26 protein-coding genes are annotated in these 26,848 nt (G+C 42.5%); 5 read left to right on the top strand and 21 right to left on the bottom strand.

The window, feature by feature from the left end; all coding sequences use genetic code 11:
- Positions 1-25: 25 nt before the first annotated feature.
- The 3 genes from O3602_RS05870 to O3602_RS05860 form a co-directional block, all read right to left on the bottom strand.
- Positions 26-1,387 carry a cell wall metabolism sensor histidine kinase WalK gene (locus tag O3602_RS05870; protein ID WP_118228283.1) on the bottom strand — a complete coding sequence of 454 codons (1,362 nt, stop codon included), beginning with the start codon at positions 1,385-1,387 and terminating at the stop codon, positions 26-28.
- Complete coding sequence (locus O3602_RS05865) at positions 1,371-2,051, bottom strand: response regulator transcription factor (RefSeq protein WP_003011876.1); 681 nt, start codon at positions 2,049-2,051, stop codon at positions 1,371-1,373. The genes O3602_RS05870 and O3602_RS05865 overlap by 17 nt, the downstream gene beginning before the upstream one ends.
- A gap of 135 nt (positions 2,052-2,186) precedes the next feature.
- The gene (locus tag O3602_RS05860; RefSeq protein ID WP_371611335.1) at positions 2,187-2,726 is read right to left on the bottom strand and encodes a hypothetical protein; all 540 of its coding nucleotides are present in this window, start codon (positions 2,724-2,726) and stop codon (positions 2,187-2,189) included.
- A 205-nt stretch (positions 2,727-2,931) separates the two neighbouring features.
- Between O3602_RS05860 and O3602_RS05855 the strand changes: the two genes are divergently transcribed.
- Complete coding sequence (locus tag O3602_RS05855) at positions 2,932-3,465, top strand: biotin transporter BioY (protein ID WP_129824198.1); 534 nt, start codon at positions 2,932-2,934, stop codon at positions 3,463-3,465.
- A gap of 154 nt (positions 3,466-3,619) precedes the next feature.
- Here the strand turns inward: O3602_RS05855 and O3602_RS05850 are convergent, their stop codons facing one another.
- Entirely contained in the window at positions 3,620-4,342 is a 723-nt protein-coding gene (locus O3602_RS05850) for an ABC transporter permease (RefSeq protein ID WP_347101861.1), read from the bottom strand.
- A 1-nt stretch (position 4,343) separates the two neighbouring features.
- Positions 4,344-5,258 carry an ABC transporter ATP-binding protein gene (locus O3602_RS05845; protein WP_371611334.1) on the bottom strand — a complete coding sequence of 305 codons (915 nt, stop codon included), beginning with the start codon at positions 5,256-5,258 and terminating at the stop codon, positions 4,344-4,346.
- 147 nt (positions 5,259-5,405) lie between these two features.
- On the opposite strand from O3602_RS05845, the gene O3602_RS05840 reads away from it, so the two are divergent.
- Entirely contained in the window at positions 5,406-6,116 is a 711-nt protein-coding gene (locus tag O3602_RS05840; protein ID WP_371611333.1) for a LytR/AlgR family response regulator transcription factor, read from the top strand.
- Positions 6,116-7,393: a sensor histidine kinase gene (locus O3602_RS05835; protein WP_371611332.1), complete on the top strand. Its 1,278-nt coding sequence runs from the start codon at positions 6,116-6,118 to the stop codon at positions 7,391-7,393. The genes O3602_RS05840 and O3602_RS05835 overlap by 1 nt, the downstream gene beginning before the upstream one ends.
- Before the next feature lie 97 nt (positions 7,394-7,490).
- Here the strand turns inward: O3602_RS05835 and O3602_RS05830 are convergent, their stop codons facing one another.
- The 13 genes from O3602_RS05830 to truB all read right to left on the bottom strand — a co-directional run bounded on the left by O3602_RS05830 (position 7,491) and on the right by truB (position 19,959).
- Positions 7,491-10,034, bottom strand: a complete 2,544-nt coding sequence (locus tag O3602_RS05830) for a M1 family metallopeptidase (protein WP_371611331.1) — start codon at positions 10,032-10,034, stop codon at positions 7,491-7,493.
- Between the two features lie 130 nt (positions 10,035-10,164).
- Entirely contained in the window at positions 10,165-10,818 is a 654-nt protein-coding gene (gene phoU, locus O3602_RS05825) for a phosphate signaling complex protein PhoU (protein WP_003006603.1), read from the bottom strand.
- A gap of 12 nt (positions 10,819-10,830) precedes the next feature.
- Positions 10,831-11,589: a phosphate ABC transporter ATP-binding protein PstB gene (gene pstB, locus O3602_RS05820; protein WP_003003393.1), complete on the bottom strand. Its 759-nt coding sequence runs from the start codon at positions 11,587-11,589 to the stop codon at positions 10,831-10,833.
- A gap of 29 nt (positions 11,590-11,618) precedes the next feature.
- Positions 11,619-12,422 (bottom strand): phosphate ABC transporter ATP-binding protein PstB, encoded by an 804-nt coding sequence (gene pstB / locus O3602_RS05815; RefSeq protein ID WP_003006600.1) that lies wholly within the window; start codon positions 12,420-12,422, stop codon positions 11,619-11,621.
- Between the two features lie 10 nt (positions 12,423-12,432).
- Positions 12,433-13,317: a phosphate ABC transporter permease PstA gene (gene pstA, locus O3602_RS05810; RefSeq protein WP_003006597.1), complete on the bottom strand. Its 885-nt coding sequence runs from the start codon at positions 13,315-13,317 to the stop codon at positions 12,433-12,435.
- On the bottom strand, positions 13,307-14,218 hold the full coding sequence (gene pstC, locus O3602_RS05805; RefSeq protein ID WP_003003307.1) for a phosphate ABC transporter permease subunit PstC: 912 nt from the start codon (positions 14,216-14,218) through the stop codon (positions 13,307-13,309). Before pstC ends, pstA begins: the two co-directional genes overlap by 11 nt.
- A gap of 16 nt (positions 14,219-14,234) precedes the next feature.
- Entirely contained in the window at positions 14,235-15,101 is an 867-nt protein-coding gene (locus O3602_RS05800; protein ID WP_003011620.1) for a phosphate ABC transporter substrate-binding protein PstS family protein, read from the bottom strand.
- A gap of 107 nt (positions 15,102-15,208) precedes the next feature.
- Positions 15,209-16,513 (bottom strand): RsmF rRNA methyltransferase first C-terminal domain-containing protein, encoded by a 1,305-nt coding sequence (locus O3602_RS05795; protein ID WP_371611330.1) that lies wholly within the window; start codon positions 16,511-16,513, stop codon positions 15,209-15,211.
- Positions 16,514-17,284, bottom strand: a complete 771-nt coding sequence (locus O3602_RS05790; RefSeq protein WP_371611329.1) for an inositol monophosphatase family protein — start codon at positions 17,282-17,284, stop codon at positions 16,514-16,516.
- Entirely contained in the window at positions 17,274-17,552 is a 279-nt protein-coding gene (locus tag O3602_RS05785; RefSeq protein WP_003003480.1) for a UPF0223 family protein, read from the bottom strand. Before O3602_RS05785 ends, O3602_RS05790 begins: the two co-directional genes overlap by 11 nt.
- 12 nt (positions 17,553-17,564) lie before the next feature.
- Complete coding sequence (locus tag O3602_RS05780) at positions 17,565-17,966, bottom strand: Spx/MgsR family RNA polymerase-binding regulatory protein (protein WP_021152971.1); 402 nt, start codon at positions 17,964-17,966, stop codon at positions 17,565-17,567.
- Positions 17,967-18,137: 171 nt separating this feature from the next.
- Positions 18,138-19,058: a bifunctional riboflavin kinase/FAD synthetase gene (locus O3602_RS05775; protein WP_003011981.1), complete on the bottom strand. Its 921-nt coding sequence runs from the start codon at positions 19,056-19,058 to the stop codon at positions 18,138-18,140.
- A gap of 4 nt (positions 19,059-19,062) precedes the next feature.
- Complete coding sequence (truB, locus tag O3602_RS05770) at positions 19,063-19,959, bottom strand: tRNA pseudouridine(55) synthase TruB (protein WP_371611328.1); 897 nt, start codon at positions 19,957-19,959, stop codon at positions 19,063-19,065.
- A gap of 180 nt (positions 19,960-20,139) precedes the next feature.
- Between truB and O3602_RS05765 the strand changes: the two genes are divergently transcribed.
- Complete coding sequence (locus O3602_RS05765) at positions 20,140-21,456, top strand: FAD-containing oxidoreductase (protein WP_371611327.1); 1,317 nt, start codon at positions 20,140-20,142, stop codon at positions 21,454-21,456.
- A gap of 37 nt (positions 21,457-21,493) precedes the next feature.
- Here O3602_RS05765 and O3602_RS05760 read toward each other — a convergent pair whose 3' ends face one another.
- From O3602_RS05760 to pcrA, 3 genes are all read right to left on the bottom strand, one after another.
- Positions 21,494-22,294 carry an alpha/beta fold hydrolase gene (locus O3602_RS05760; protein WP_371611326.1) on the bottom strand — a complete coding sequence of 267 codons (801 nt, stop codon included), beginning with the start codon at positions 22,292-22,294 and terminating at the stop codon, positions 21,494-21,496.
- Positions 22,295-22,297: 3 nt separating this feature from the next.
- Positions 22,298-23,572, bottom strand: coding sequence for a DUF2130 domain-containing protein (locus tag O3602_RS05755; protein WP_371611325.1), 1,275 nt, complete (start codon positions 23,570-23,572; stop codon positions 22,298-22,300).
- A 336-nt stretch (positions 23,573-23,908) separates the two neighbouring features.
- Positions 23,909-26,194, bottom strand: a complete 2,286-nt coding sequence (pcrA, locus tag O3602_RS05750; RefSeq protein WP_371611324.1) for a DNA helicase PcrA — start codon at positions 26,192-26,194, stop codon at positions 23,909-23,911.
- A gap of 198 nt (positions 26,195-26,392) precedes the next feature.
- On the opposite strand from pcrA, the gene O3602_RS05745 reads away from it, so the two are divergent.
- Positions 26,393-26,848: cation diffusion facilitator family transporter (locus tag O3602_RS05745; RefSeq protein ID WP_371611323.1), on the top strand; the 456-nt coding region annotated here is incomplete at its 3' end.

Genomic DNA, 26,848 nt, shown 5'->3' with positions numbered 1-26,848 from the left:
TTTCCTCTTTTCTATTTTTTAAAGATTATGAACGATTTTTTTTACGACTTTCCGTCTTAATGGATAATTTCACTTCAAAGATGGTCCCTTTTGGTTTATTATCTTTGACTTGAATGGTCCCTTTAAAGGCTTCTACGATCTGCTTAGCGAGGGATAACCCCAAACCAAATCCACCTTTTTGACGGGTTCTGGCCTTGTCGACCCGGTAAAAACGATCAAAAATCCGTTTCTTATCCTCATCTCGAATCCCTGGACCATTATCCAGTACTCTCAAAAGAAGATTTTTATCCTTCAATTGAACTTCAAATTGGATCTCGCCATCTTCATCGGTATACTTCAAGGCATTGTCATAGAGAATGGTCATCAATTGCTTGAGGAGCGTTCTATCAGAACAAATGACTTTGTCCACCTGATTGTCTCCTCGGAAGATTTTGCCATTTTCTTCTGCAATGATCTCAAAATTCGAGAAGGTCTGATCGAAAAAGCTTGGTTCGATATCTTCCATCTCCGGCTTCAAACCATCATCTCTTCGGGCAATGTTAAGAAGGTTAGTGGTTAAGAGCTTCATATTTCGAACTTCATCCAAGCTGGATGCAATATTCTCACTCGATTCCATAATGGTCGCTTCAGGCTTTCTAAAAAGCGTTTCGAGGCGATTTTGCAGGACTGCTAAAGGCGTCCGCAACTCATGGGAAGCATTTTCCACGAAAGCCTTTTGCTTTTGCATACTCTCAAGTAGAGGCTTAACACTAAGACGTGCTAAGAAGAGGCTAGCGAATAAAGAGATTCCCCAGAAGCAGATCATGACAAGGGCGATTTGGCTTTCGTGCTCTTCACTGGTCTGCTCTAGCTGACTGATATTGGTCATGACAACCGCATACTTGATATCACTATCACTTTCATCATCAGATAAACTCAACTCTGCCATATAGGCCCGGTAACTTTCTTTTTTCCCATAGCTATTTGTAATTTGAAGCTGGGAAACCTTGTTGAGGAGCTTTCGACCAAACGTCACCGTTTTGAAGTTTAAAAACCCATTACCGGTTGTCAAGTTTTCATATTTTTTATTGAGCAAAACAACAGTGGTATTGGATGTGACATCCCCTTTAGGTTCTGATTTATCATGATCTGGGATCATCATCTCATGATCATTATCATCTCTTTTGGTATTTGACTGTCGCTGGTCTCGATAAGCAATCGCTACAAGTGAGTAGGGATCCTGACTGAGAGTCTTGAGGTTTTCATCGACCGTTGTATAGAGACTCGAGCGCATGACCTGGATGATAATCAGGGTCATGGCTGAGAATATCAAAGTAAAGAGCCCAAAATATCGGATGAAGTAGGAAAAATCATCTTCCCCGACGGTTTTCTTAATTCTGGTTAGCATCTTTTAAGATATACCCCACACTGCGCAATGTTTGCAAGTTCTCAACGAAATCAGTACCTTTTAATTTCTTACGGATTTTTGAAACATAGACTTCAACCACTGAGATGGTTGTGTCACTATCAAAGCCCCAGAGACGATCGAAAATCTGTGTTTTTGGAAGGATGACATTTTGGTTTTGAAGGAAGTAGACCAAGAGATCAAATTCCTTCCCAAGAAGTTCCACTTCCTTATCGTCCACGTAAGTCGAATTAGTGGATAAATTAACCTTCAAATTGCCATAATTGAGGGTATTTTCATTGACCTTTCCTGAGCGCTTCAAGAGGGCTTGAATCCGCATCTTAAGCTCTTCTAGGTAGAAAGGCTTGGTGAGGTAATCGTCTGCCCCTAGCTCAAATCCGTGTCCCTTGTCATCCAGACTTTCTTTGGCTGTCATGATCAAAACAGGGGTTGTCACGCCTTTTTCACGCAATTCTTTTAAGACATGGAAGCCGTCTTTTTCAGGAAGCATGAGGTCCAGCAAAATCAAATCATAGATCCCGCTTTCTGCTTCGTAGAGACCTTCTTCTCCGTCAAAGACCTGCATGACATCCGCAAAATCATCTAAAAAATCAAATACTGAATTTGACAAACCAAGGTCATCTTCGACCAATAGAATTTTAATCATCGTCGTATCCTCTTCTCTTTCGTGAGTGAGTCTTTCTAATCTATTCTTAACCATTATAACACGACTTGCCTTCATTTCCTATAGTTTAGAACCCGGTTTTATGATCAAATTCAGCCTGCCTGAGGAAGGTTTATTCTATGAGTTTGTCGTGTTTTCTTTGTTACTTTGACTATCACTCGTCTTATTTTTATTTTTTGAATTCTTCTTATTGGACTTTTTAGAGGAACCCTGGTTCCCTTCTTGTCCGCCAGATTCGTTCATGCCATTTTCTGGACCATTCCCTTGTGGGCCACCATTGCCTTCCTGTGGCATCTGACCAGGTCCGCCACCTTGCGGGCCACCTTGGCCTTGGCCACCACCTTGTGGACCACCGCCTTGAGGTCCGCCATCCTGTGGGCCACCATTTTGCTGGTTTCCTTGTGAAGCATGGCCATTTTGACTATTTTGTTGCTGATTAGATCCTTGGTTTTGACCCGTTTGGACCGGTTGAGAAAATTGTTGGTTATTGGAGGATTGAGAGGCGATGACACCGACACCAAAGCCGCTTCCAGCACCAACCAACAATCCACCAACTGCTGCCATGCCAATCCACCACTTAGGACTTCGTTTTAGGACAACCATTCTTTCTTTGGATTCTTGCGTTTCGACTACTTGTTTTGTTTCTTTTTGATTCATCTTTTTACCTTTTATCTTTTTGTACAAGTACTTGTCTTTTAAAATTTAAAGGGAGCTCGATCCTTTAGTAAGGCGATTATACTTCAGGAGTCTTAAGCCTGCCTAAATTTTTACTTAAAAAATCCTAAAACAAGCGTGGGCTATTGACAGGATGAACCCCTTATTGTAGAATAGTTACCATAAAATAAATACGAGGTTAACTGTTATGAAGAAAATCTTTCCCTTAGTTCTCATCTCCATTGGAGTGGCCATGATCTCCGTCCTATCTCAATTCACCATTCCCTTTGGTCCAATTCCTTTGACCCTGCAGACACTCATGATCGGGATCATCGGGACCATCTATAAACCCAGCCATGCCTTTGTCACAGTCTGTCTCTACCTACTTTTAGGCTTCTTAGGTTTTCCAGTATTTGCCGGCGGTGCTGGTGGCGCTTCGCATTTCCTTGGTCCTACTGCTGGTTTCCTCCTCTTCTTCCCATTCCGAGCATGGATTACATCTCTATTTACCAATGCTAAATCCAGTATTTTCACTATCTTTTTTGCCAATCTCCTCAGTAGTGCTCTCCTCTTTGTATCAGGAGCTATCGGCTTTATGCTGGTTACGCATACTGATCTCCAAAAAGCATTTGCTTTGGTCGTTGCTCCCTTTATCCTTGCTGACCTCATCAAATTGATCATCATTACGATCACCAGCAAGGCTATTTTCGCCAGCCTCAAACACCACTGGTATTTCAAATAAGATGCAAATGACTTAGTGGATATATAAAAAAAATCAACATCTGAACTCAGATGTTGATTTTTGTTGTAGGGATACATTTATAAATCTCTTCAATTAAACTACTTTTAAATGGATTACTGTTTCGAAGAAGAACCTTCTATCTAGCCTCCTTCCTTTATTTTTCCTTATAAAGAACTCTCAAGATCAGTAACTGTGTTAGCAAAATCCAGATGATCAGAATAGTGAAGTCAAAAAATGAGACGTGACCATGACTATAGACACAAGCTCGTAGGAGGTTTACAGAAGGGACAAATGGAAGAACATGGTAGAGATGGTTTATCCAATCTGGAAGACGACTCGCAGGGTACATGATTGGTGAAAACATCAAACCAATCATGAGAATCAACTGAGACATCAGCGTGACAATATTAGGAGAAAAAGTATAAGCAATGGCAAATCCAAGACTGATCATCGTAAGACAGATCAGAAATAGGATGAAAACAGCCAGAACAGATACATTTAAGCGGACAGAAAAACGAAAATAGCCTAGTATAACAGAAATGAATACTCCAGGCAAAATAGCAATCATCCACATCCAAAGATCTGCTAAGGAAATCAGAATTCGAGGTATTGGAAGGGCTCGTACATAGTCTACATGTCCTTCTGACTTCGCATTTGCTATAACAGGTGATGAGATCGTACAGCCAATAGAAATGATTCCTATCAGAACTGAACCAGAAGAGAGATAGTAGGCAGCTGTCGTATCAATCTCACCGATCACTAGTGGATAACCAAAAAGAAGTGAAATGGATAACAGAACCTGAGCTAGCGTAAAGAGTAGAAATAGATCTTTTTGACGAAGATAGTTCCAACGAAGTAAGTAAAAAAATTGAGTCATATCAGTTTGTCAACTCCTCTCTATAAAGATCTGATATGGATATGTTTTTCTGAGTAAGTGAAAGATTAAAAATATTCTTTCTATCCAATTCCTGTGTTATTTTTGGTAGCAGTCTTGTTAACTCCTCCTCTTCTATTTCAATCTGGCAAATCGAACCATTGATAATGGTATAATCTTGGAATAGAGCTAAGCTATCTTCATTCCTAAACTCAAAAGAGATTTGATACTGCTTTTGATAGCTTATTTGCTGAACTGGTCCTGATTTGATTAACTTCCCATGGTTAAATAAGGCATAGTTGTCTGCATATTTTTCAACTTCCAACAAGTTATGTGTCACAATAATAATGGTATGACCTTTATGCGCCAGCTTCTGTAATAATTGCCACTGTTTTTCACGACGTATTGGATCAACATCGTTCGTGGGTTCATCAAGAAGAATGATGGTCGGAGATCCAATCAAAGCCATTGCAAAAGAGGTCAGACGCTTTAAACCACCTGAAAGGTCCTTTCCTTGTTTTGCCCGGTACTCCTTAATTTCCAAGTCGGTTAAGAGCTGATCCATTTCTTTTTGTAAATCTAAGGTATTTAACCCTCTCATTCTTCCAAGCATTTCTAAGTTTTGTTCCACCGTTAATTTTTCAAGTGGTGCATACTGTTGCGACATATAGCTCATCATTGAGCGAGCTTGTTTACGATTTTGAACAAAAGAAATATCTCCATAGCATACATCTCCTTTATCGGGTTTGGTAAAACCAATCATTTGATTTAAGAGGGTGGACTTACCCGCACCATTGTGTCCTAAAAAAGCTGTAATTTTAGCAGCTTCTATTTCTAAGGAAATATGGTTATTAGCAAAATGTTGCTTATCGAATGATTTTGTCAAATCTCTAATAGTCAGTGTCGCAAATGTCTTCATCTCATCACTCAAGACTGAGAAGTTTTCCCAGCTTCCTTCATTTTTGATAAGATTATTGTATAATAAACATATGACTTTCCATGGTTTACGTCATGATTTACCATTTTAGTGTCATAATTAGCCAACTCAATTTGATAAGGGGGACTTATGTTAAACGTCGTTATTTGTGATGACTCAACTAGAGATGCTAGTCAGTTAGAACAGTATTTACTTTCTTACGACAAGGTTCCTGTAGAAACAAAACTATATACAAATCCACAAAGAATGCTAGAACAGTTAACAAGGGATACACATTGTGTTTTTTTGGATATTGATATGCCACAAATTACTGGAATTGACCTTGCACGTGAAATTCGTCAGTTCAATCCTTTTATCCCCATTATTTTTGTGACCAGCTATCGTGATTACATGGAACAAGTATTTGAAGTACAGACTTTTGATTACTTAGTAAAACCAATTGAACCTCAAAGGCTAAATAAGGTAGTAGACAGAATTTTACGTTATTTAGATTTAGGACAAACCATCTTTAACTTCTCATTTGGAAAACAAAGTTACACTATTCCTTTAAGTGACATTACCTATTTTGAGAAAGATAAGCGTTCCGTTTTTATTTACACACTAGTAGATACCTATAAGTCCTTACTGAAAACTCAAGACATTTTAGATAAACTACCTGATTATTTTATTCAAATTCATGCTTCTTATATTGTAAATCCCAAATATATCAAAAATTTTGATGCGAAAACAGTGACTATTTTGCTAAATGGAACCGAGGAGCATTCACTTCCAATTAGTCGTAAGTTCCAGTCTTCTTTTAAAGAAAAATACTATAACTACCTCAGTGAAAGGAATTTCTAATGCTAATAGGATTACGGATCATTAGTATCTTGTTCGACTTATTTCTGGCAATTATTTTATTTTTTAGGCCAATATCCAAAAGTAAACAATCAAAAGAGACACTTTTACTCCTTTGTTGTTGCTTTCTTTTTCATGTGGCACTTGTGTTTGTTTTTTTAGAAAGTCGCGTTTTTTTAGTGAGCAATCTCCTCCTTAGTATTGTAGAATCCTCTCTTGTAGGACTCTATTTTGGCTACTCCTTTCGTGATTCTTCCTTTTGGATATTCTTACAAACAAGCCTGACATTGTTAGCAGGAGCTGTCCTCAATCAAGCTATCCAACTTTTTCTTCCACTGTCAAAAGTATCGAAAAATTTAGGACTGATTAGTGGTTACCTTGTCATCAGTTTTCTTTTTTCAACCATCATAACACTTGTTCTTCGACAGTTATTTCGAACACATCAAAAGTTAACCATGCTAACATCTAGAAGAAGTTGGCTGTATCAATTTATTGTGCCGATTTTATCGATTATTTTCGCCTTTACTGTATCAGCTATTCAAGGGCAAGTATTTGGACCAGATTATCTTTCTGTCATTTCACTCTTGTCTCTTATTGTATTGTCGTTTTCCTCGCTTTATTTTACCCTACATCTTTCTCAACAACAGCACGCTTATTATCAAAATAAATTAGATAAAGAACAGCTTCAATTCCAATTAAGAGAAACACAACAGTCTCAAGAGGAATACCAACGATTGCAAAGTCTTCGACATGACTTAAAAAATAAACATTTAACTCTATTGGCACTTCTAGAAGAAAATCCAGATGAGGCTAGAGAGTATCTTCACTCGTTAACCGATAGTATTTCAGGAAAACAAACCTTTTACTCCAAAAATCCAACAATTAATTTTTTACTGAATCAAAAACTGCACGATGTGGAAGATGAAATTGAATTGGAAATTGACTGCTTTGTCCCTCAAGAATTATCTATTCAGCCTGATATTCTAGCTGTTATTTTAGGAAATTGTTTAGATAATAGTATTTCAGCCTGTCTTCGATTAACTGATAAATCGGATAGAACCTTGGCTCTGAATATACGTTATTTTCAACAAAACCTATTTATTTCGATCAACAATACCTTTAATGAACAAGAACAAGAGACTCGTAAAACACGTCAAAGAGATGGTTGGGGCTTACGAAACGTTGATGCTCTAGTACAAGAATACCAAGGAACTGTCAAGCGTTTCAAAGAAAATGGCCACTATCGAACGGAGATTCTCTTACCAAGTCCAATAAACTAATAATCCTTCTCCTTCGATATCCAATACAAATGATTCATTGAAAAACAAAAGATGCTACAGAATGAATTCTGTAGCATCTTTTATAAATTTATTTCATTTATTTCGTAGCAAGGATAGCGGCTTCTACTGCTGCTTTCTCCCGCTCGATAAGATCAATACGAGCTGCAATTTCTTTAATTCCCATCTTGATATTACGGCTGATCGCCATATCATCCAATTGAGGCTCAAAGAAGGCCTTGTATTCATTCAACCGTTCACGGGTCTTGAAACAGTTAGCTGGGTAGATGACAAACTTATCAAAGCTCATATCACCACCGAGGGCTTTCTTGATCCAATCCCAGTTTTCACGCGCCCAAGTCCAGGTTCTACCTTGGGTAAAGTCATCATGCAAGAAGTTGTAATACCAGCTCATAGCCAAGTCCTGAGGTTTCACCACATCCTTGTTCTTCCACTCCTTCAATAGAGCTTCCAAAGTTTCCTTATCCTTGGTATAAGAAAGTGCAGCCGCCAACTGGCGTTTAAAGTTTCCATCAACTGTCTTAACATAAGTATCCAGGTATTGTTGGCTAAGCTCCTTGGTTTCCTGGTGCTTGATTTGGTTGACCAAGATTTGCAAGCGGATGGCCGCTGGAAGTTTTTCCAAATCATCTGCATGCGCTTCAAAGATAGCGCTCGCTTGAGCTTTTGCAGCTTCATCATTGGCCTTGATCATATTAGCAATCATTAGTTGACGAACTTTTTCGTCTTCTTCTGTTTCACCAGGCTTAGCTTCTAGACCCAAGCGTTCAAAGTTGTAACGGTTCAGGCGTTTCAACAACTCATGGAAGGCCGCTTCTGTTTCAGTTCCTTCATCCACAAAGAGACTGATTCCAGCTAAGACGCTCGAAACAGCTGAAACAACCAAGTAGGAACTTTCTTCTGTCAAGTGTTCAATCACTGGCAAGAGGCTTGCATAAGAAATTTGACCACTTTCCGCTAAGAGACGGCGTTCTTGAACCACTTGTAGTTTCGAAGTGCTATCCAAGCTAGCAAGTTCAGCAAGGATGTCTTCCAACAATTCCCCACGGTAGTCACTGATATAATGAGCTGTATTTTCTGTATTGAAGCGAAGAGCTCCGCTGTTAGCTGCTTTCAAGGCACTGTAGTTTGGAATTTCTAAGACTTCAGTTTCCAAAGTATCTGGAATACCTGTCCAGTTGCTATTTAAAGGAACAACCCACTTGCGACCTTTTTCTTCTCTTTCTCCGATGAAGAACTGCTCTTGACGGATGATCAAGGTATCGTTCTCCACAGAAGCTGAGACAACAGGGTATCCTGGTTGCTCCAACCATGAATCCATAAAGGCTGCGACATCACGACCTGAAGCCTGCCCAAGAGCATCCCAAAGGTCACGACCGATGGTATTGCTGTATTGGTGTTTTTCAAAGTAGATCTTCAACCCTTTACGGAAGGCGTCATCGCCTAACCAACGGCGAAGCATGTGCATGAGACGGCTACCTTTGGCGTAAACGATTGCTGGGTCAAAGAGGGTGTTGATCTCATCAGGGTGTTTGACTTCCACATGGACGGATTGAACGCCATCTGTAGCATCGCGTTTCAAGGCAGCAGGCACTCCAGTTGTTTGGAAGTCTTCAAAGATATTCCAGCTTGGTTCAATGGCATCCAAGCTGACATATTCCATCATATTGGCAAAGCTTTCATTCAACCAGAGATCATCCCACCACTTCATGGTCACAAGGTTTCCGAACCATTGGTGAGCCAATTCGTGAGCCACTACCAAGGCTACTGTTTGACGGCTTTGGGCCGTAGAGTTTTCATCTACTAGAAGGTAGACTTCACGGTAGGTTACCAAGCCCCAGTTTTCCATCGCTCCGGAAGAGAAGTCTGGAAGAGCGATATGAAGGGATTGAGGGATTGGATACTTCACGCCATAGTAGTCTTCATAAAATTCAATAGCACGAACGGCAATATCCAATGAGAAGTCCAAGTTTTCTAATGGGTGAGCTTTGGTAGAGTAGACACCGACTAGGGTTCCATTCTTAGTCTTAGCTGTCACTCCTTGAAGATCTCCAGCAGCAAAAGCAAGGAGGTAAGAAGACATCCGTGGAGTCGTAGCAAATTTCCAAATGCCTGTTTCTTTGCGGTTTTCCACATCAATTTCAGGCATATTTGAAAGGGCAATTTCCCCTTCTTCTTGGTCAAATTTCAAAGAAAGATCAAACGTTGCTTTAGCTTCAGGCTCGTCCACACTTGGAAAGGCTTCACGCGCAAAATGGCTCTCAAACTGAGTTGAGAGGACTTCCTTCTTCACACCATCAATACTGTAGTAAGATGGGTAAATCCCTGTCATATTGTCTGTGATCTTACCAGAATAGGTCAGGGTAACTGTCACTTGACCTGTGCCTTCCAATTCAACATAAACTGCTTCATTGGCATCATCAACCGTAAATGGACGTGCTTGACCTGCTACTTCTACTGTTTCAATGGTCAAATCCTTTTGATGAAGCGAGATCTTGTCCGCCTTGGCTTGACCTGTGATCATCACACGACCGCTAAAGGTCTTAGTTTTACGACTTAAATCCAAAAACACTTCATAATGTTCTGGAACGAATGTTTCTACAAAATGTGCAACTGCTTGCATAATTTCCTCCTTTAAATGTTTCACGCTTTTCCAATCAAAAGCCCTAATAAAACTATTTTATCACAAAGTTGGGATAAAAGAAAAGACAAGCATAACAATGCCTGTCTGAGATCGAAAAGACTCCATGATCTTACATTTCGATAATTTTACCTGTTTCAAAGTAAACCACCCATTCACAGATATTTTTTGCATAATCTCCGATGCGTTCCAAGAAGTTGATCACTTGGAAATAATCACGTCCCGTCACGATGGACTCTGGATTTTTCCGAATTTCTTCTGTTGCTAATTCTTGGATGCTATCGAAGTAATGGTTGATGACTTCATCTCGTGAAGCAACTTCATAGGCCAAATCCACATCGCCTTTGAGGTAAACATCTAGTGTCGCTTCGACAAAATCTTTGACTTCACGGCCCATCTTGCTGATTTCTTCCTCAACAGATTGGATACGGACTTCCCCTTTCATGCGAATCGTTGCCTTGGCAATCGATACTGCGTGGTCCCCCATCCGCTCCAAGTCAGAAACTGCTTTTAAGACGGTCATCACGACACGAAGGTCTTGTGAAACAGGCTGTTGAAGGGCGATAATCTCAAAAGATTTGCGCTCTAGCTTCACTTCGTATTCGTTGATCTCCGCATCATCTTCGATGACCTGACGGGCCAATTCACGGTCATGGGTCACGAAAGCACGAACCGTACGGTTGATCTGACTCAACACTTCATTTCCCATTGCATAAAATTGGTTATGCAACTTCTCTAAATCTTCTTCAAATTGAACTCGTAACATTTTATTTTCTTCCTATCCAAATTTACCAGAGACATAGTCTTCTGTTTCTTTCTTAGCTGGGTTCAAGAACATTTCATTGGTATCATTGTACTCGATCAAATCCCCATCCAAGAAAAAGGCTGTTTTATCGGAAATCCGACTTGCTTGTTGCATGGAGCGTGTCACCAAGAGCATGGTGTAGCGGTCTTTTAGTCCATACAAGGTTTCTTCAATCTTCCCAGCTGAAATAGGGTCTAGCGCTGAAGTTGGCTCATCCAAAAGAATAATCTTTGGACTGGTCGCAAGAACCCGCGCCACACAGACCCGCTGCTGCTGACCACCGGAAAGTCCGATCGCTGAATCATGCAGGCGATCCTTGACTTCATCCCAGATGGAAGCGCGTTTCAAAGAGGTTTCAACTGCTTCATCCAAGACAGCCTTGTCCTTGACACCATTAATCATCAATCCATAGGTCACATTATCATAAATGGACATTGGGAATGGATTGGGCTGTTGGAAGACCATTCCGATTTCCTTACGCAATTCGACCGTATCGGTCCGTGGTCCGTAGATATTATGTCCATTGTAGAGGATGGTTCCTGTGGTGGTGACCTCATGGTTGAGGTCGCCCATGCGGTTAATGGCTTTTAAAAGGGTAGATTTCCCTGATCCTGAAGGACCAATCAAGGCTGTAATTTCCTTTGGAGCAAAGTCCAAGGAGACGCTATTTAGAGCCTTCTTTTTATTGTAATAAACCGACAAGTCCTTGACTTGCAAAATTGGTTCTGTCATTCTATTTTCCTTTTTGTTGTCATTTTACTTTATCCAAAGTGACCCGATACATAATCGTTGGTCGATTGCAATTTCGCATTTTGGAAAATATTCGAAGTCTTATCGTACTCGATGAGGTTTCCAAGGTAGAAGAAACCAGTATAATCACTAGCACGGGCTGCTTGCTGCATGCTGTGGGTCACGATGACAATCGTATAATCCTTCTTCAACTCAAGCATGGTTTCTTCTAATTGCGCTGTCGCGATCGGATCAAGCGCTGATGCTGGCTCATCCATAAGTAAGATATCTGGCTTCACAGAGATGGCCCGTGCGATACAAAGTCGTTGCTGTTGGCCACCTGAAAGTGTCAGGGCTGATTTATGAAGGTCATCCTTGACCTGATCCCACAGAGCTGCCTGTTTCAAAGAAGTTTCGACCAATTCGTCCAAGATCTTCTTGTCTTTCACCCCAGCACGTTCATGCGGGAAGGTGATGTTTTTATAAATCGATTTGGCAAAAGGATTGGGCCGTTGGAAAACCATCCCAATGTGCTTGCGCATTTCATAAACATTGATATCTGGACGATTGACATCGATTCCTTCATACCAAATTTCACCCGTTACACGCGCAATATCGATGGTATCATTCATCCGGTTCAAACTACGGAGATAGGTTGATTTCCCAGATCCTGAAGGACCGATCAAGGCTGTAATCTTATTCTTTTCAAACTGCATGTCGACGCCTTTAATGGACTCGTTCGTTCCATAATAGACATGCAAATCTTTGGTCGATAGGACCACCTTTTCTTCAGGAAAAGTAATGATGTGTCTCTCATCCCAATTGTATTTTGACATTTCTTCTCCTTTAAGCAGATGTTAGTTTTTTATGGAGGTAACTTCCGAGTTTGCGCGCTCCAAAGTTAAAGATCAAGATAAAGATCAAAAGAACGGCGGCAGAACCGGCTGAGACTTCGATCGAGTCTGGAATAGTTCCTTCACTGTTGACCTTCCAGATATGGACGGCCAAGGTTTCAGCCTGACGGAAGATCGAAATCGGACTGGTCACACTAAAGATATTCCAGTTTGACCAATCAAGAGCTGGAGCCGATTGACCTGCTGTATAGATCAAAGCTGCAGCTTCCCCAAAGATCCGTCCTGAGGCTAAAACGACCCCAGTGATAATACTTGGAAGAGCTTCTGGTACCACGACATGAATCACAGTTTCCCAGCGAGACAAGCCCAATGCTAGACCTGCTTCGCGCTGCGTATGGTGGACGTGCTGTAAGCTATCTTCGATATTGCGGGTCATCTGTGGCAGGTTAAAGACAGTCAAGGCCAAGGCCCCTGAAATGATCGAAAATCCATATTTGAACTGGACAACGAAGACCAGGTAACCAAAAAGACCTACAACGACAGATGGCAAAGAAGACAAGATCTCAATACAGGTACGAACCAAATTGGTCAAACGACCTTTTTTAGCGTACTCAGAGAGGTAAATCCCAGCCCCAAGAGAAAGTGGGAAGGAAATCACCAAGGTAATGACCAAGAGGAAAAAGGAATTATACAATTGAATTCCGATCCCTCCTCCTGCTTGGTAAGAAGAAGATTTCCCAGTCAAGAAGTGCCAAGATACATGGGGCAAGCCACGGACCAAGATATAAAGGATCAATGAGGCAAGAATCGCAACGATGATCCCTGAAATAGCATACAGCACTCCTGTTGCAATTTTATCCATTCGTTTAGCGTGCATAGTTCTTCTTACCTCTTTCTTTCGTAATCAGTTTAATCACACTGTTAAAGGCAAGACTCATGAGGAGCAATACCAAGGCGAGTGACCAAAGAACATTGTTATTGACCGTACCCATGACGGTATTTCCGATTCCCATAGTCAAAATAGAGGTGAGGGTGGAAGCTGGTGTTGTGAGCGAGGTTGGTACCACTGCCGAGTTTCCGACCACCATCTGAATAGCCAAGGCTTCCCCGAAGGCACGCGCCATACCAAAGACAACCGCTGTAAAAATTCCTGAGCGGGCTGCCTTGAGTGTGACATGCCAAATGGTTTGCCAGCGTGTCGCACCCATGGCCATACTAGCTTCCCGGTAATGACGGGGAACAGCTCGGAGGCTATCGGTCGTCATAAAGGTGACAGTTGGCAGGATCATAACAAAGAGGACAAAGACCCCTGAGAGAATCCCAAAACCAGTCCCTCCAAAGAGACTACGCGTAAATGGGACGACCACTTGAAGGCCAATGAATCCATAAACAACTGAAGGAATCCCCACTAGGAGCTCAATGGCTGGTTGCAAGAAACGAGCTCCTTTAGGAGAGACTTCTGTCATGAAAACTGCTGCACCAATGGCAAACGGCGTTGCCAAGAGGGCAGAAAGCAAGGTTACAATAAAGGAACCTAGAATCATTGGTAGGGCTCCGAATTCCTTTGCAGCAGGATTCCAAGTACTCCCAAATAGAAAACTAAAGATATTGACTTTATTGACAAAGAAAGTCGATAAACCTTTTTGGGCCACGAAAATCAAAATCATGGCAACGACCACGACAATCAAACTCATGCATAGAAAGGTAATGGTTTTCCCAAATTTTTCTAGGCGGGAGTTTTTTGATTTCGTCAGCATTTTTTTTGCTACTTCGTTCATTTTTTACCTAATTCTTTTATTTTTTTGACACATTCCCTTTTAAATCACGGGTGACTTTCATGTCATTGATCGGGATATAACCCATCTTGCCAACAACCTTTTGCTGAACCTCATCGGTCATCATGTAGTCAATGAATTTTTTAGATAACTCATTGGGTTTCCCTTTCGTATACATGTGTTCGTAAGACCAGATCGGCCAGTTATTGTTGACGACATTGGATTTGGTTGGTTGATAGCCATTGAGCTTCATGGTTTTGACACTGCTGTCCAAGTAGGTAAAGGCAAGATAAGAGATGGCTCCTGGCGTTTGAGAAACAATATTTTTCACCATTCCGTTTGAGTCTTGCTCTTGAGCCTGCTTGGGTTGTTTGCCATCCATGATAATGGCATCAAAGACAGCTCGGCTACCAGAACCAACTGCCCGGTTCACAATCGTGATTTCAAGATCTGGACCTCCCAATTGCTTCCAGTTGGTATATTCACCCGTAAAGATCTTTCGCAATTGCTCTGTTGTCAAATTGTCGATTGAGATATTTTTATTGGCAATGATGGCTGTCCCTGCTACGGCTACCTGATGGTCGACCAGACTAGAGGCATCAATTCCAGATTTTTCCTCTGCAAAAAGGTCACTATTCCCAATATCCACAGCGCCTGATTGAACTTGTGAAAGTCCTGTACCAGAACCTCCTCCTTGTACATTCACAATCTTACCAGGATGTTCTTCAATGTAGCGATCTACTACTCCTTCAACCAAGGGTTGCAAGGCAGTCGATCCAACAGCAGTGATGGATTCTCCGCGATTGATCCAAGAAGCACAAGCAGATAAACTTCCTGCTAATGCGATCGTCGCTAGTCCTAGGATCAGCTTTTTAGACTTTTTCAAATCATGTCTCCTTGATATTTCACTATTTCACTTATGATTTTGACAAGTTTTTTTCAAAAAAACCTGTACTTCCACTATATCATAGAACGGGTTCTTTGCCCAGCATTTTACCTAAAACGAAGCCCCTTTGGATAGAAATTTTTCAGGGTCTGTCCGGTCACTTTGGCAAAGCCCAAACCATTGCCTTCAACAAGGACCTGGTACCATCCATTTGGATGCGTTTCCTTCAATTGAACCGTCTCTCCCGCCACATAATGAACAAAGTCCTCAGGCGTGATCGAAACGGTCTCTTTGACTTCACTCGGTCTCAATGCTAGACCAAGGGCAAAACTAGGTTCAAATCGATTTTTCTTGAAGGTCCCTAGGTGCAAGCCATTTCGGGCGATTTTTACTTTGCGCAAATCTGGTAAACCAAGTGGAACCAAGTAGAGTTCATCTCCAAAGGTTTCGAGGACACCTTCTAGAGTGATCTTCAAGTGTTTCTTAGCAAACTCCTGCCACCATTTCTTTTGTTCTGCAGATAATTGGTCCTTTTTGGAAGGGATTTTGGCAGGTCGGTTCTCTCCTAGATAACGGAACTTAGCAACAAATTGGCCCTCCCCTTTAAAGAGATGAGGATACATGCGCGCCGTTTCTGGATGGTCAATGCCTTCTGCCATACCATTGATCTTCTCGATCGTTTCCAATTCCAGCTCATAGTTTTCCAAAAGCCAGGATACAATCTCTTCATTTTCCTCAGGAGCCCAGGTACAGGTTGAATAAACCAAGTAACCACCTGGAAGCAACATCTTGAGAGCATCCTCTAGAATCTCTCTTTGAAGGAGACTACACTCTCGAGGATAATCGACAGACCAATAGTCCATGGCATCTGGTTGCTTGCGAAACATCCCCTCACCTGAACACGGGGCGTCTAGTACAATCAGATCAAAAAAGCCTGAGAAAACTTTGGCCAGACGATCGGCAGACTCATTGGTTACTAGCACATTTCGCGCACCAAAGCGTTCGACATTCTCTACAAGAATTTTCGAGCGGCCCTTGTGGATCTCATTGGAGACCAAGAGTCCCTGATTGTCCAAATAAGACAAGAGTTGGGTGGTCTTTCCGCCAGGAGCTGCGGCCAAGTCTAAGACCTTCATCCCTGGCTTCGGCTGAGCGACTTGGGCCACTATCTGTGCAGCTGGCTCTTGCGAATAGACCAAACCCGTTGCGTGCTCGATGGATTTTCCTGAGACCTTTCCATAATGTCCCCAAGGAGTATTGGGAATCGGATCATCAAATGCTTTTTGAGCTTCTTTCAAGGGATTAGTGCGAAAGGCCGATACTGCTTCTTGTTCAAAAGTCGCAAAAAAAGCAGCAGCATCCTCACCTAGAAGATGCTGGTATTTTTCTTTAAAACCATTGGGAAAATTCATTTAACTTCTCCCTTTCTTAAGATAGGTTTGAATTTCTGTTAACTTCACTTTTGGAACCATCATAATGGGTTCCACTGACTGGTAATTAGGTTTATCTCCATTTAGATTTAAAACGGTATAGCCCAACTGTTCCCCCATGATCGCAGCTGCAGCATAATCCCATGGCCAGATGTAGCTAAAATAAGCTAGAATCCCACCTGAGAGAATTTTTGAAAAACTAATACCGGCACTACCGTAAACCCGAATTCCAAGAGAATCCATGCCAAGATCGGCCATGCCCCAGTCATTTTTCTCAAGCATGCCGACATTTGAAGCAATCAAAAAGTTTTCCAGAGGTTGGTCCACAAAGGGGGTCAGTTCAACCTCATTGCGATAAACAGGGAATTCTCCACCCCCGTAAAAAAGGTGATCCCGCATCACATCGTAGATCAGGCCAAACTGACCAATTCCGTCTTCAAAATAGGCCACCATCACCGCAAAATCTTCCTTTTGGGTCACAAAATTATTTGTCCCATCAATGGGATCAATCACCCAAACGGATCCTTCTGAAATCGGTGAACGAAGGCCATCTTCCTCCGCAAAAATCCGATCTTCTGGGTAGCGATTTGTGATTTTTTCAACCAAATCCTTTTGAACATGTTGGTCCATCTGGGTTACTAAATCTGTCGGCCCAGTCTTTTTTGAGATCATCAAGTCATCATGGAGATGAAGACGCAAATAGTCTCCAGCCTCTAAAACGATTTGTTTAGCAAACTCTAATTTATTCTTCAAGAGAAAACCATCCTTCCTCTTTTTGCTTTGCAGCCTGGGTCGCACGATAGAGAGAATAACCGCTCACTTCTTCGAACTCCCGTCCAAGACGCTTTTCTTCTCCGATACTAGGCACGACCTTCTTAAAAGCGCGGTAGGCTTCCATGTATTCTTTGGCCTCTACCTTACTTTCATAGGCTTCTTCAACTTTATTGAAAAAAGAAAGCACTGAAGCAAGCTCTTCAGTGCTCCACGATAAGTCCAGTGGGTAACTATAATTTTTTTGCATTCGACATACTTCTTAGTTTATTTCTGCTCTTAGAGTGGCAGAGCGTAACTCTTGTTTGCGATAACTCCGTGGCAAGAAGGCCCGAATTTCATCTTCGTTAAAGCCAATCTGCATGCGTTTGTTATCTAAAATAATCGGTCTCCGCAAGAGACTTGGATTTTCCTCAATCAGACGGATCAAGGCTGAGATGGATAAATCTTCAACATCAACATCCAATTTTTGAAAAATTTTTGAACGAGTTGAAATAATGTCGTCTGTTCCGTTTTCAGTCAAGGCCAATATACTTGTCAACTCCTGTTTGCTCAAAGGACTTGTCATAATATTGTGTTCTTTAAATGGAACATCGTGCTTTTTTAACCAAGCCCGAGCTTTTCGACATGATGTACAACTCGGTGATAAAAATAATGTAATCATGTGGTTCACTTCTTTTTTATATATAACTATCTGACTCTATTATACAAAAAAATTAGGTGCTTGAAAAGCGCTTTTTTGATTTCTCGACGATTTTTCTGAATTTCAGTGGAAAAAAGAAATCCCTTTCATTTTTCCCAAGAAGAGGCACCAAAAAAAGGATTAGGAAAGCTCCTAATCCTCGTTCCAGTTTCGTGAAACTGCTTCATCTTCTTCTAGTTGCGCCACTAGTTGATCGATCCCATCGAATTTGACCATTTCTCGAATCTTATCTAACCAATGAATGGTCAGGGTATGACCGTAGATATCTCCAGTAAAATCAAAGAGATTGACTTCGAAACGAAGCTCTTTTCCATCAAAGGTGACATTTTTCCCGACAGAAGCCATCCCACGGTAGGTCTGCCCTTTAAAATCGACATCGACTACATAAACCCCATCTGATGGGAGATAGGTCCGGTCAATCGGTGCTAGATTGGCGGTAGGATAGCCAATGGTGCGGCCACGCGCATCCCCATGCACGACGATTCCCCGACTGGATAAAGGGTGACCAAGTAGACGTGCAGCTTCTTTGACGCGTCCTTCCAGGACAGCCTGACGAATGCGGGTTGAACTAATCTTTTCCCCCTGATCCAATACAGGAGAAATGACTTCCACTTGACCATCAAAATAAACAGCTAAGTCAGAGGCATTTTTCTTATCAGAGCCAAAACTATAATCAAATCCAGCAATTAAAACTCGGGCCCTCAAGGCTTTGACAAATTGATCGACAAATTCTTTGGCGGTTTTAGAAGCAAAATCGGTCGTAAAATCAATGAGGAAGAGCTCATCCACACCTAGTTCGTTTAATTTTTGGAACCGATCCTCAGGGCTCTGCAAATGAAGTAGTAATTCTGGTTGGTAGCGAACAAAGGCTAACTTAGGAGATTCAGGGAAGGTTAACAAAGCAACCTTCAAGCCTTTTTCATCCGCTATCTGACGCGCCTTCTTAAAGAGTTCTTGATGCCCCAGATGCAGGCCATCAAAGTAGCCCAGAACCAAAACTGTCTCATTCTCCAAATGGATCTGGTTAGCAGTAGTTATCGTACGAATATTCATGAATTTATTGTAACACACTTTCTGTGAGAAAAACTTTTCGAGGTTTGTAAAGTTCTTCTCTTTTTTCTAAAATGGCCACTAATTTTCCTTGGTAAAAAGCAGCTAACTCTTTGGAGTCACTCTCAACTGGAATAAAGCGTCCCACTTGGACTTCGCCAACCTCTTCGACTGTCAGCTCTACTTTTTCAAGATCTCCGGTGCCAATTTCAAGTGGGTAAAGGAAGCTCAAATCTCCTTGGGCTACTTTTTCAGCCACTTCTTCTAAGGTCAGAGCCTCTTCCAGTGACAAACCGGCAGCACTGGTCCGTGTCAGATGAGACATATGGGCTGCGTAGCCCAGTTTTTGACCCAAATCCACCGACAAGGTCCGGATATAGGTGCCCTTACTGCATTTAACCCGGAAACGAAAACGGGCTAGACTTTCTTCATAGCTAATCTCACTGGTGCGCGTGAATTCATAAATGGTTACCTGTCGGACAGGGCGTTCCACTTCTTCTCCAGCCCGTGCATATTCATAGAGCTTACGTCCATTGACCTTGACCGCTGAGTACATAGGCGGTACCTGCTCCATTTCTCCCACCATCTGCGCAATCATGCGGTCCACCTCTGTTGCATCTAAAGGGGCTTCCACTGGAGTCCGCTCTACGACTTCCCCACTGGCATCCTCCGTCGTGGTAGAAAATCCCAGAGTGATTTCTCCTTCATAGACCTTGCCTTCATCTTGCATGAATTCGACCATCCGTGTCGCCTTGCCAACTGCAATCGGAAGCACTCCCACCACATCTGGATCCAGCGTTCCCCCATGGCCAATCTTCTTGGTACCTAGGATTTTCCGCAGTTTAAAGACCACATCATGTGAGGTCATGCCTGCTTCTTTTTTAACATTGATAATTCCGTCCATCTGATTTGCTCTTTCTAACTCTTGTGTAACCATCCGGGTCACCGACCCTTTATTATACCACGAAACAAGACTTCTTGTCCCTCTTTCCCCCTTCCCATGAGCTCCTAAAAAATCCCGTAGCAGATTTCAGACTTTTTAAAATGGGTTTGATACAATAGAAACCGAAAGAAGGTGTAACATATGTTAATGTATGATGTTATTGTGATTGGATTTGGTAAAGCTGGTAAAACACTCGCAGCGAAATTATCAAGCCAAGGAAAAAAAGTCGCTCTGATTGAAAAGAGCAAATCTATGTACGGTGGTACTTGTATCAATATCGCTTGTATTCCCACCAAGACCTTGATTGTTGCAGCAGAAAAAGGCTTGGATTTTGAGCAAGCCATGAATGAGAAAAATGCAGTCACTACTCGTCTCAATGGCAAGAACTACGCAACCATTGCTGGAACTGGTGTAGACATTATCGACGCGACGGCTCGTTTCGTTTCTAACAAGGTCATCGAAATTCAAGCTGGAGATGAAAAGGAAGAATTGACAGCTGAAACCATTATTATTAATACTGGTGCAGTGCCAAATGTCCTTCCGATCCCAGGTTTGGCTGAAAGTAAATTTGCTGTGGATTCAACCGGTATTCAACGTTTGGAAAATCTACCTAAACGCCTCGGCGTCCTTGGTGGTGGACCAATCGGATTGGAATTTGCTCATCTCTATAATACCTTGGGTAGCCAAGTAACGGTGCTGGATGCTTCTGAAACATTCTTGCCACGGATCGAGCCAAGTATTGCAGCTCTTGCAAAAAGCTACCTTGAAGAAGACGGTATTCAATTCTTGCAAGGCGTTCATACCCAAGAAATCAAAGATGGCCAAAACAGCTTAACGGTTGTCACAGATAAGGGAGACTTTGAGTTCGATATCCTTCTCTACGCAACAGGACGGAAGCCAAACACAGCTGGACTTGGTCTTGAAAACACAGACATCCAAGTCACTGATCGTGGAGCGATTCAAGTCAACCGTCATTTGGAAACCAGCGTCCCTGGTGTCTTTGCAGTTGGGGATGTCAATGGTGGTCCTCAATTCACCTACATGTCACTCGATGACTTCCGCATTGTCTTCAACTACCTTACAGGTGATGGTAGCTACAATCTCGAGACTCGTAGAAATTATGCAACAACACTCTTTATTGCTCCTCCACTTGCCCAAGTCGGCTTGACCGAGCAAGAAGCACGTGACAAAGGACTTCCAGTTGCTGTTAAAGAATTGCCAGTTGCTGCCATGCCACGCGGACACGTCAATGCAGACCTTCGAGGTGCTTTCAAAGCCGTGGTCAACCCAGAAACCAAAGAAATCCTTGGAGTGACGCTCTTTGGAGAAGCTGCAGGCGAAATCATCAACCAGATCACCATGGCCATGGACAACAAGATCCCTTATACTTACATCGCACAACAAATCTTTACCCACCCAACCATGGCAGAAAACCTAAACGATCTCTTTGCGATTTAAATAGAATAAAAACGCTGGAAAATTTTTCCAGCGTTTTTTAGTTTAAGAATTCACAGACAGCCTCTTGAAATACTTTATTTTCTTCATAAAGAGCATGACCAGAGTGCTTAAGAATGAGGAGTTGACAACCTGAAATCGCTTTTGCTAGTTCCTTAGATCCGTCCACACCGACCACATCATCTTCAAGGGCACCAAGGATCAGGGTCGGACAATGAATTTCCTTTAAGACCTCAAGGCTATCGTGAGTAAGGCATGATTGAGACTGAATAGCAATTCGTTTTTCATCTTTGATTCGTCCCAAGCGACCCATGATATTATAAAGCAACCGCGACTTTTGATAGCTCTTTTGCGTATAGGAATGCTTTGCAATATCCAGCATGAGATGCTTAAAATTTCCAGATTGACTGAGTTTTTGCCAATGCTCAATTCGTTCTCTAGCAAGTTGACTAGGCTCCGCTGTTGTCACAGCTAGGATGAGCCTTTGAACCCTTCCTGGAAAATCTACAGCTAACCATTGAGCAATCATTCCACCTTGTGAAATCCCCATAACATAAGCGGTATCGAGGTTTAGTGTCTCCATTGCTTCTGCTAGATCTGCTGCCATATCCCGTGTCGTATAACCCTGCCTCAACTCATTAATTCGAGAAAAAACATAGATTTTATAGCGCTTAGCAAGTAGACGATAAGAGAGGGAAAAGAGCTGGGCCTTTCCTTTAACCGTCTGCACCCCATCCCCCAAGCCTGGTATGATAACGAGAGGCTTCTTTCCTTTTCCAAATGTCACATAGTCCATGGTTTTCCCATTCATGGACAAGGTAGCGTTCTTAGCTGAATACAAAGGTTATTCCCCCTTCAAGGCATCAAACTTAGCCTTCATGGTCGGATTCTTCCGAGTCAATTTTTTAACAGAAACATCATCCAGCTTGTTATTGGCAAGTCGGAGTTGATTTTCTGATGTGGTCAAGAATTTCTTGACCTCTTCCATGCGTTTGATGGCTTTGTCGATTTCATCGATGGCCTTGCCAAAGTTGACTGAGGCTGAATTGTAGTTCTTAGCAAAGGCAACCTTGAAGGCGTCTAGGTCTTCTTCAAAGTGGGTAATATCAATATTTTGTTCACGGACAAGCGCCAATTCCTGCTTGTATTTAAGGGAATTAAGGGCCGCATTGCGCAAGAGACCAATCAATTGGATAAAGAATTGAGGACGCACAACATACATCTTCTCATACTCGTGGCTAACATCGACAATCCCTGTATTGAAGTAGTCGTTATCTGCCTCAAGCATGGTCACTAAAACCGCATATTCACAGTTCTTTTCTCGACGATCCTTGTCCAATTCCTTGTAGAAATCCGCATTCTTATGCTTCTTCTCTGTCCCGTCAGCTTCATTCTTCATCTCGAACATAATGGAGATAATCTCCACCCCATTTTCATCGCACTCGCGGAAAATAAAGTCGCCTTTAGACCCACGTGCAGAGACCTTGTTGTCCTTTTCAAAATAGGCATTTGGGAAGGCAAAACTGCGAACCTTGTTGAATTCACTTTCCGCATACTGTTCCAGACTTTCCCCGATGGCCTTGGTCGACTGTTGGGCCTTAAAATTCTTGTAGAACTCGACCTGTTCATTAGCCGCTTTAAGCTGGGCTTCATAGTTTTGCTTAACAGAAGTCAGAGAAAGCTCGTTTTCTTTTTCTTGTAATAGGAGCTGATTTTTGACCTGATCTCTTTCTTTCTCTAGATCAGACAGTGTTTTTTGAAGCTGATTCTCATGCTCCAAGCGCAAGGTGGCCAATTGATTCTCCAGTGCTTGCACTTCTTTTTCTTTCTCTAGCAAGCTTTGGCTAGCTGTTTGCTCCACCTCTTTTTTAGCCAATTCTTTTTCAGTATCAAACTGTTGAATCTGGTTTTGTAACCGGGCAATTTCTTGGTCCTTCTTAGCTAACTTCTCTTGCTGCTCATTAAGGGCCTTTTGTTCAGCTAAAGCCAACTCCTGCCGAATTCGCTCATGAATTTCTTTGTCAAACTCTGCTGTCCGTACCTGTGACAAGAGTTCGCTGTATTGACTTTCATTGACTGTAAAGACTTCCCCACAGTTGGGGCACTTGATTTCGTTCATAGCATGCCTCTTTCTCTATTCTTAGTATATTATATCATGCCACCAGTAAAATCAAAACCAACAAACGAGGCTTGCTCCTACTATTTCCCTTCACAATTTAGTTAATGACTGTGAATAGAGTAAGTGAGAGGATTTGAAAAACAGAACGATGACCATTAAAACTTCCCGCCGTGAGAAAAGCAGGAGAAACAAATCTATTTCTCCTGCTCGGTAGATTTGAGACGGAAGGCTCAAATCTAAGGTATGGAATCCCAAAGGGAGTCGCTACCGTCCGTCCTCACCAAAGGGAAGTTGATAAAAGGACAAAACCAGCAAGCTAGGCTTACTGGTTTCAGTTTATTTCTTTTCAATCGGAGCGACACTGGCTAAGAGTTTTTTGAGACCCACTTCTGGGAAGTTGATCTTGAGTTCTTGGGTACTACCACTACCAGATACTTCAAGCACAGTTCCTTCGCCCCACTTCTTGTGAATGGCAATGTCGCCAATGGACCAAGCAATGCTTTCTTTAGCGCTAGAACGGTTGCTATTGCCAAAGGGGAGACTTGATGATGTGAGAGTACTTGGAGCTGCTTGTCTCTTGCGCTCTTGAAGGGCTTGTGACAGGCTCATTCCTTTTCCAAAGGTCGTTCCGCCTCCATTGCTATAAGAAGCCTTAAAGCTAGTGTTGACTGGACGGGCTAATCCTTGGTAGGTCAATAAATCCGAGCTAATTTCATTGATGAAACGCGTCGGCCGGTTGTAGCTGGTCCGTCCAAAGAGCAAACGAGAGTTGGCATTGGTCAAGATGAGAACCTTCTCTGCCCGCGTGATCCCTACATAAGCCAAGCGACGCTCTTCTTCCAACTCATCTGGATCCTCTGCTGCACGAGTAAGAGGAAAGACATTTTCTTCCATTCCAATCAAGAAGACGACTGGGAACTCCAATCCCTTTGCTGCATGAAGAGTCATCAAGGTGACTTCTGAAGTTTCTTGGGCCCCATCATCTGTATCGGCAATCAAAGCCAAATCGTTCAAGAAACGACTCAAGGTTTCCACACCTGATTCGTCTTCGACGGTCTCTCCATTTTCATCAAAATTCTTGGTAACAGATAGGAACTCTTGGATATTCTCGATGCGGGCCTGACTTTCCAAATTTCCCTGATTGGTTAGGGCCGTCATATAGCCCGTCTTGTCAAGGACTTCTTCGACCAACTCTGTAATGGTCAGCTGGTCCAATCTTTCTCTCAAATCAAGAATGAGATTGGCAAAGTCCCAGATGGCTTGGGCAGCCTTTCCTTTGATGCCAGAGAGCATGATATTGGCTGAAGCATCCAGGAGTGAGGACTCTTGCATTTGAGCAAAGGCACGAATCTTATCCACTGTACCTGGCCCGATTCCCCGCTTGGGTTCATTGATAATGCGTTCAAAACTGATATTGTCACTGAGGTTGGCAATCAAGTTCAGATAAGCAATGACATCCCGAATTTCCTTCCGGCTGTAGAACTTGGTTCCCCCTACCATGGTGTAGGGAATGTTGGACTTGAGCAGGGCTTCTTCAATGGTCCGGGACTGGGCATTGGTCCGGTAGAGAACTGCAAAATCACGGTGTTTGTAGCCAGCTTCGCGACTCAGCTCTTCAATGGTTTTAGCAACAAAGACCGCTTCATCCTGCTCGTCATTAGCCCGGTAATAGACAATCTCTTCCCCGTCTTCATTTTGTGTCCAGAGATTTTTCGGACGGCGGTGGCGATTGTTTTTGATGACATCATTGGCTGCTTGCAGGATAGTTTTAGTAGAACGATAATTTTCCTCTAACAAAACGACCTTGGCATCAGGATAATCCTTCTCAAAGTCCAGGATATTCTGCATATCTGCTCCCCGCCAGCCATAAATAGACTGGTCCGCATCCCCAACGACACAGATATTTTTAAAACGTGAAGCCAAGAGTTTGACCAACTGGTATTGGGCATGGTTGGTATCTTGATACTCGTCTACGTGGATGTATTGGAACTTCTGCTGGTAATAGGTCAGCACATCTGGATGCTGATCAAAAAGACGCAAGGTCAGCATAATCAAATCATCAAAGTCCACTGCTTCTGACTGACGGAGTTCCTTTTGGTAAGCCTCATAACACTTGGCGACGATCTGGGTGTACATATCTCCCGCCTGGGCAGCATAGGCTACTTCATCGATCAGGTCATTTTTAGCATTGGAAATAGTCCCTAAGATGGTCCGTTCATTCCATTTCTTAGGATCCAAATTCAAGGACTTCAAGATCCGCTTCATCAAGGTCCGTTGCTCACCTGGATCGACAATGGTGAAGTTACGATTGTATCCAATATGATCCGCATCTCGACGGAGGATACGCACACACATGGAGTGGAAGGTGGCAATCAAGCAGTCTTGGGTTGCTGGATTCAATTGATAAGCCCTCTCCTTCATCTCCCGAGCAGCTTTATTGGTAAAGGTAATGGCCAAAATATTCCAAGGATTGACCATTTTTTCATCGATCAAGTAAGCGATACGGTGGGTCAAGACACGTGTCTTACCAGAACCGGCCCCCGCCATGATCAAGAGGGGACCTTCTGTCGTTTGGACCGCCTCTGCTTGGCGATCATTCATACCATTCAATAAAGGATTCATCTCATACTCCTCATTCATTCAATCGTTCTATTATACCATATTTTCGCCCTTTCTCCTTCTGGAAACAGTTGGCATCATTTGAATTTTGCACTCAAAAAGGCTATAATAAAGGCTTAAGAAGAACGAATATTTCCTCATCAACAACGATCTAAGTTTTTCGCTTAGGAGGAAATCTACAGAAGTCTGGAGGAGTTATCAGTGAATCAATCACAAAGTAATTTAAAACTAGCCGAACGTGGAGCCCTGATCAGTATTGTCGCCTACCTGATTCTTTCCGCAGCTAAATTAGCAACGGGACATCTCCTTCACTCCTCCAGTTTGGTCGCCGATGGTTTTAATAACTTATCAGATATTATCAGTAATGTCGCCCTTCTCATTGGCATTCGCATGGCCCGCCAGCCAGCTGACCGCGACCACCGATTTGGTCATTGGAAGATTGAAGATCTAGCTAGCCTGGTAACTTCCATCATCATGTTTTATGTGGGCTTCGATGTCCTACGAGATACCGTTCAGAAAATCCTCAGTAGAGAAACAACTGTCATTGATCCTTTAGGAGCTATTGTCGGAGTTGGCTCAGCCCTTGTCATGTTTGCAGTCTATCTTTACAACCGCACCTTAGCTAAGAAAGCCCAATCCAAGGCCCTCAAGGCAGCT

The organism is Streptococcus sp. 27098_8_186 (assembly GCF_041432055.1).
Lineage (GTDB): Bacteria > Bacillota > Bacilli > Lactobacillales > Streptococcaceae > Streptococcus > Streptococcus dentalis.
The sequence above is the reverse complement of the archived record's forward strand: the minus strand, read 5'-3'. Positions and strand labels throughout refer to the sequence as shown.

What these genes read in the sequence shown, in the direction of transcription:
- O3602_RS05870 (WP_118228283.1), bottom strand. Translation starts at nt 1,387, where the DNA reads ATGCTAACCAGAATTAAGAAAACCGTCGGGGAAGATGATTTTTCCTAC.
- O3602_RS05865 (WP_003011876.1), bottom strand. Translation starts at nt 2,051, where the DNA reads ATGATTAAAATTCTATTGGTCGAAGATGACCTTGGTTTGTCAAATTCA.
- O3602_RS05860 (WP_371611335.1), bottom strand. Translation starts at nt 2,726, where the DNA reads ATGAATCAAAAAGAAACAAAACAAGTAGTCGAAACGCAAGAATCCAAA.
- O3602_RS05855 (WP_129824198.1), top strand. Translation starts at nt 2,932, where the DNA reads ATGAAGAAAATCTTTCCCTTAGTTCTCATCTCCATTGGAGTGGCCATG.
- O3602_RS05850 (WP_347101861.1), bottom strand. Translation starts at nt 4,342, where the DNA reads ATGACTCAATTTTTTTACTTACTTCGTTGGAACTATCTTCGTCAAAAA.
- O3602_RS05845 (WP_371611334.1), bottom strand. Translation starts at nt 5,258, where the DNA reads ATGAAGACATTTGCGACACTGACTATTAGAGATTTGACAAAATCATTC.
- O3602_RS05840 (WP_371611333.1), top strand. Translation starts at nt 5,406, where the DNA reads ATGTTAAACGTCGTTATTTGTGATGACTCAACTAGAGATGCTAGTCAG.
- O3602_RS05835 (WP_371611332.1), top strand. Translation starts at nt 6,116, where the DNA reads ATGCTAATAGGATTACGGATCATTAGTATCTTGTTCGACTTATTTCTG.
- O3602_RS05830 (WP_371611331.1), bottom strand. Translation starts at nt 10,034, where the DNA reads ATGCAAGCAGTTGCACATTTTGTAGAAACATTCGTTCCAGAACATTAT.
- phoU (WP_003006603.1), bottom strand. Translation starts at nt 10,818, where the DNA reads ATGTTACGAGTTCAATTTGAAGAAGATTTAGAGAAGTTGCATAACCAA.
- pstB (WP_003003393.1), bottom strand. Translation starts at nt 11,589, where the DNA reads ATGACAGAACCAATTTTGCAAGTCAAGGACTTGTCGGTTTATTACAAT.
- pstB (WP_003006600.1), bottom strand. Translation starts at nt 12,422, where the DNA reads ATGTCAAAATACAATTGGGATGAGAGACACATCATTACTTTTCCTGAA.
- pstA (WP_003006597.1), bottom strand. Translation starts at nt 13,317, where the DNA reads ATGCACGCTAAACGAATGGATAAAATTGCAACAGGAGTGCTGTATGCT.
- pstC (WP_003003307.1), bottom strand. Translation starts at nt 14,218, where the DNA reads ATGAACGAAGTAGCAAAAAAAATGCTGACGAAATCAAAAAACTCCCGC.
- O3602_RS05795 (WP_371611330.1), bottom strand. Translation starts at nt 16,513, where the DNA reads ATGAATTTTCCCAATGGTTTTAAAGAAAAATACCAGCATCTTCTAGGT.
- O3602_RS05785 (WP_003003480.1), bottom strand. Translation starts at nt 17,552, where the DNA reads ATGCAAAAAAATTATAGTTACCCACTGGACTTATCGTGGAGCACTGAA.
- O3602_RS05780 (WP_021152971.1), bottom strand. Translation starts at nt 17,966, where the DNA reads ATGATTACATTATTTTTATCACCGAGTTGTACATCATGTCGAAAAGCT.
- O3602_RS05775 (WP_003011981.1), bottom strand. Translation starts at nt 19,058, where the DNA reads ATGAATATTCGTACGATAACTACTGCTAACCAGATCCATTTGGAGAAT.
- truB (WP_371611328.1), bottom strand. Translation starts at nt 19,959, where the DNA reads ATGGACGGAATTATCAATGTTAAAAAAGAAGCAGGCATGACCTCACAT.
- O3602_RS05765 (WP_371611327.1), top strand. Translation starts at nt 20,140, where the DNA reads ATGTTAATGTATGATGTTATTGTGATTGGATTTGGTAAAGCTGGTAAA.
- O3602_RS05755 (WP_371611325.1), bottom strand. Translation starts at nt 23,572, where the DNA reads ATGAACGAAATCAAGTGCCCCAACTGTGGGGAAGTCTTTACAGTCAAT.
- pcrA (WP_371611324.1), bottom strand. Translation starts at nt 26,194, where the DNA reads ATGAATCCTTTATTGAATGGTATGAATGATCGCCAAGCAGAGGCGGTC.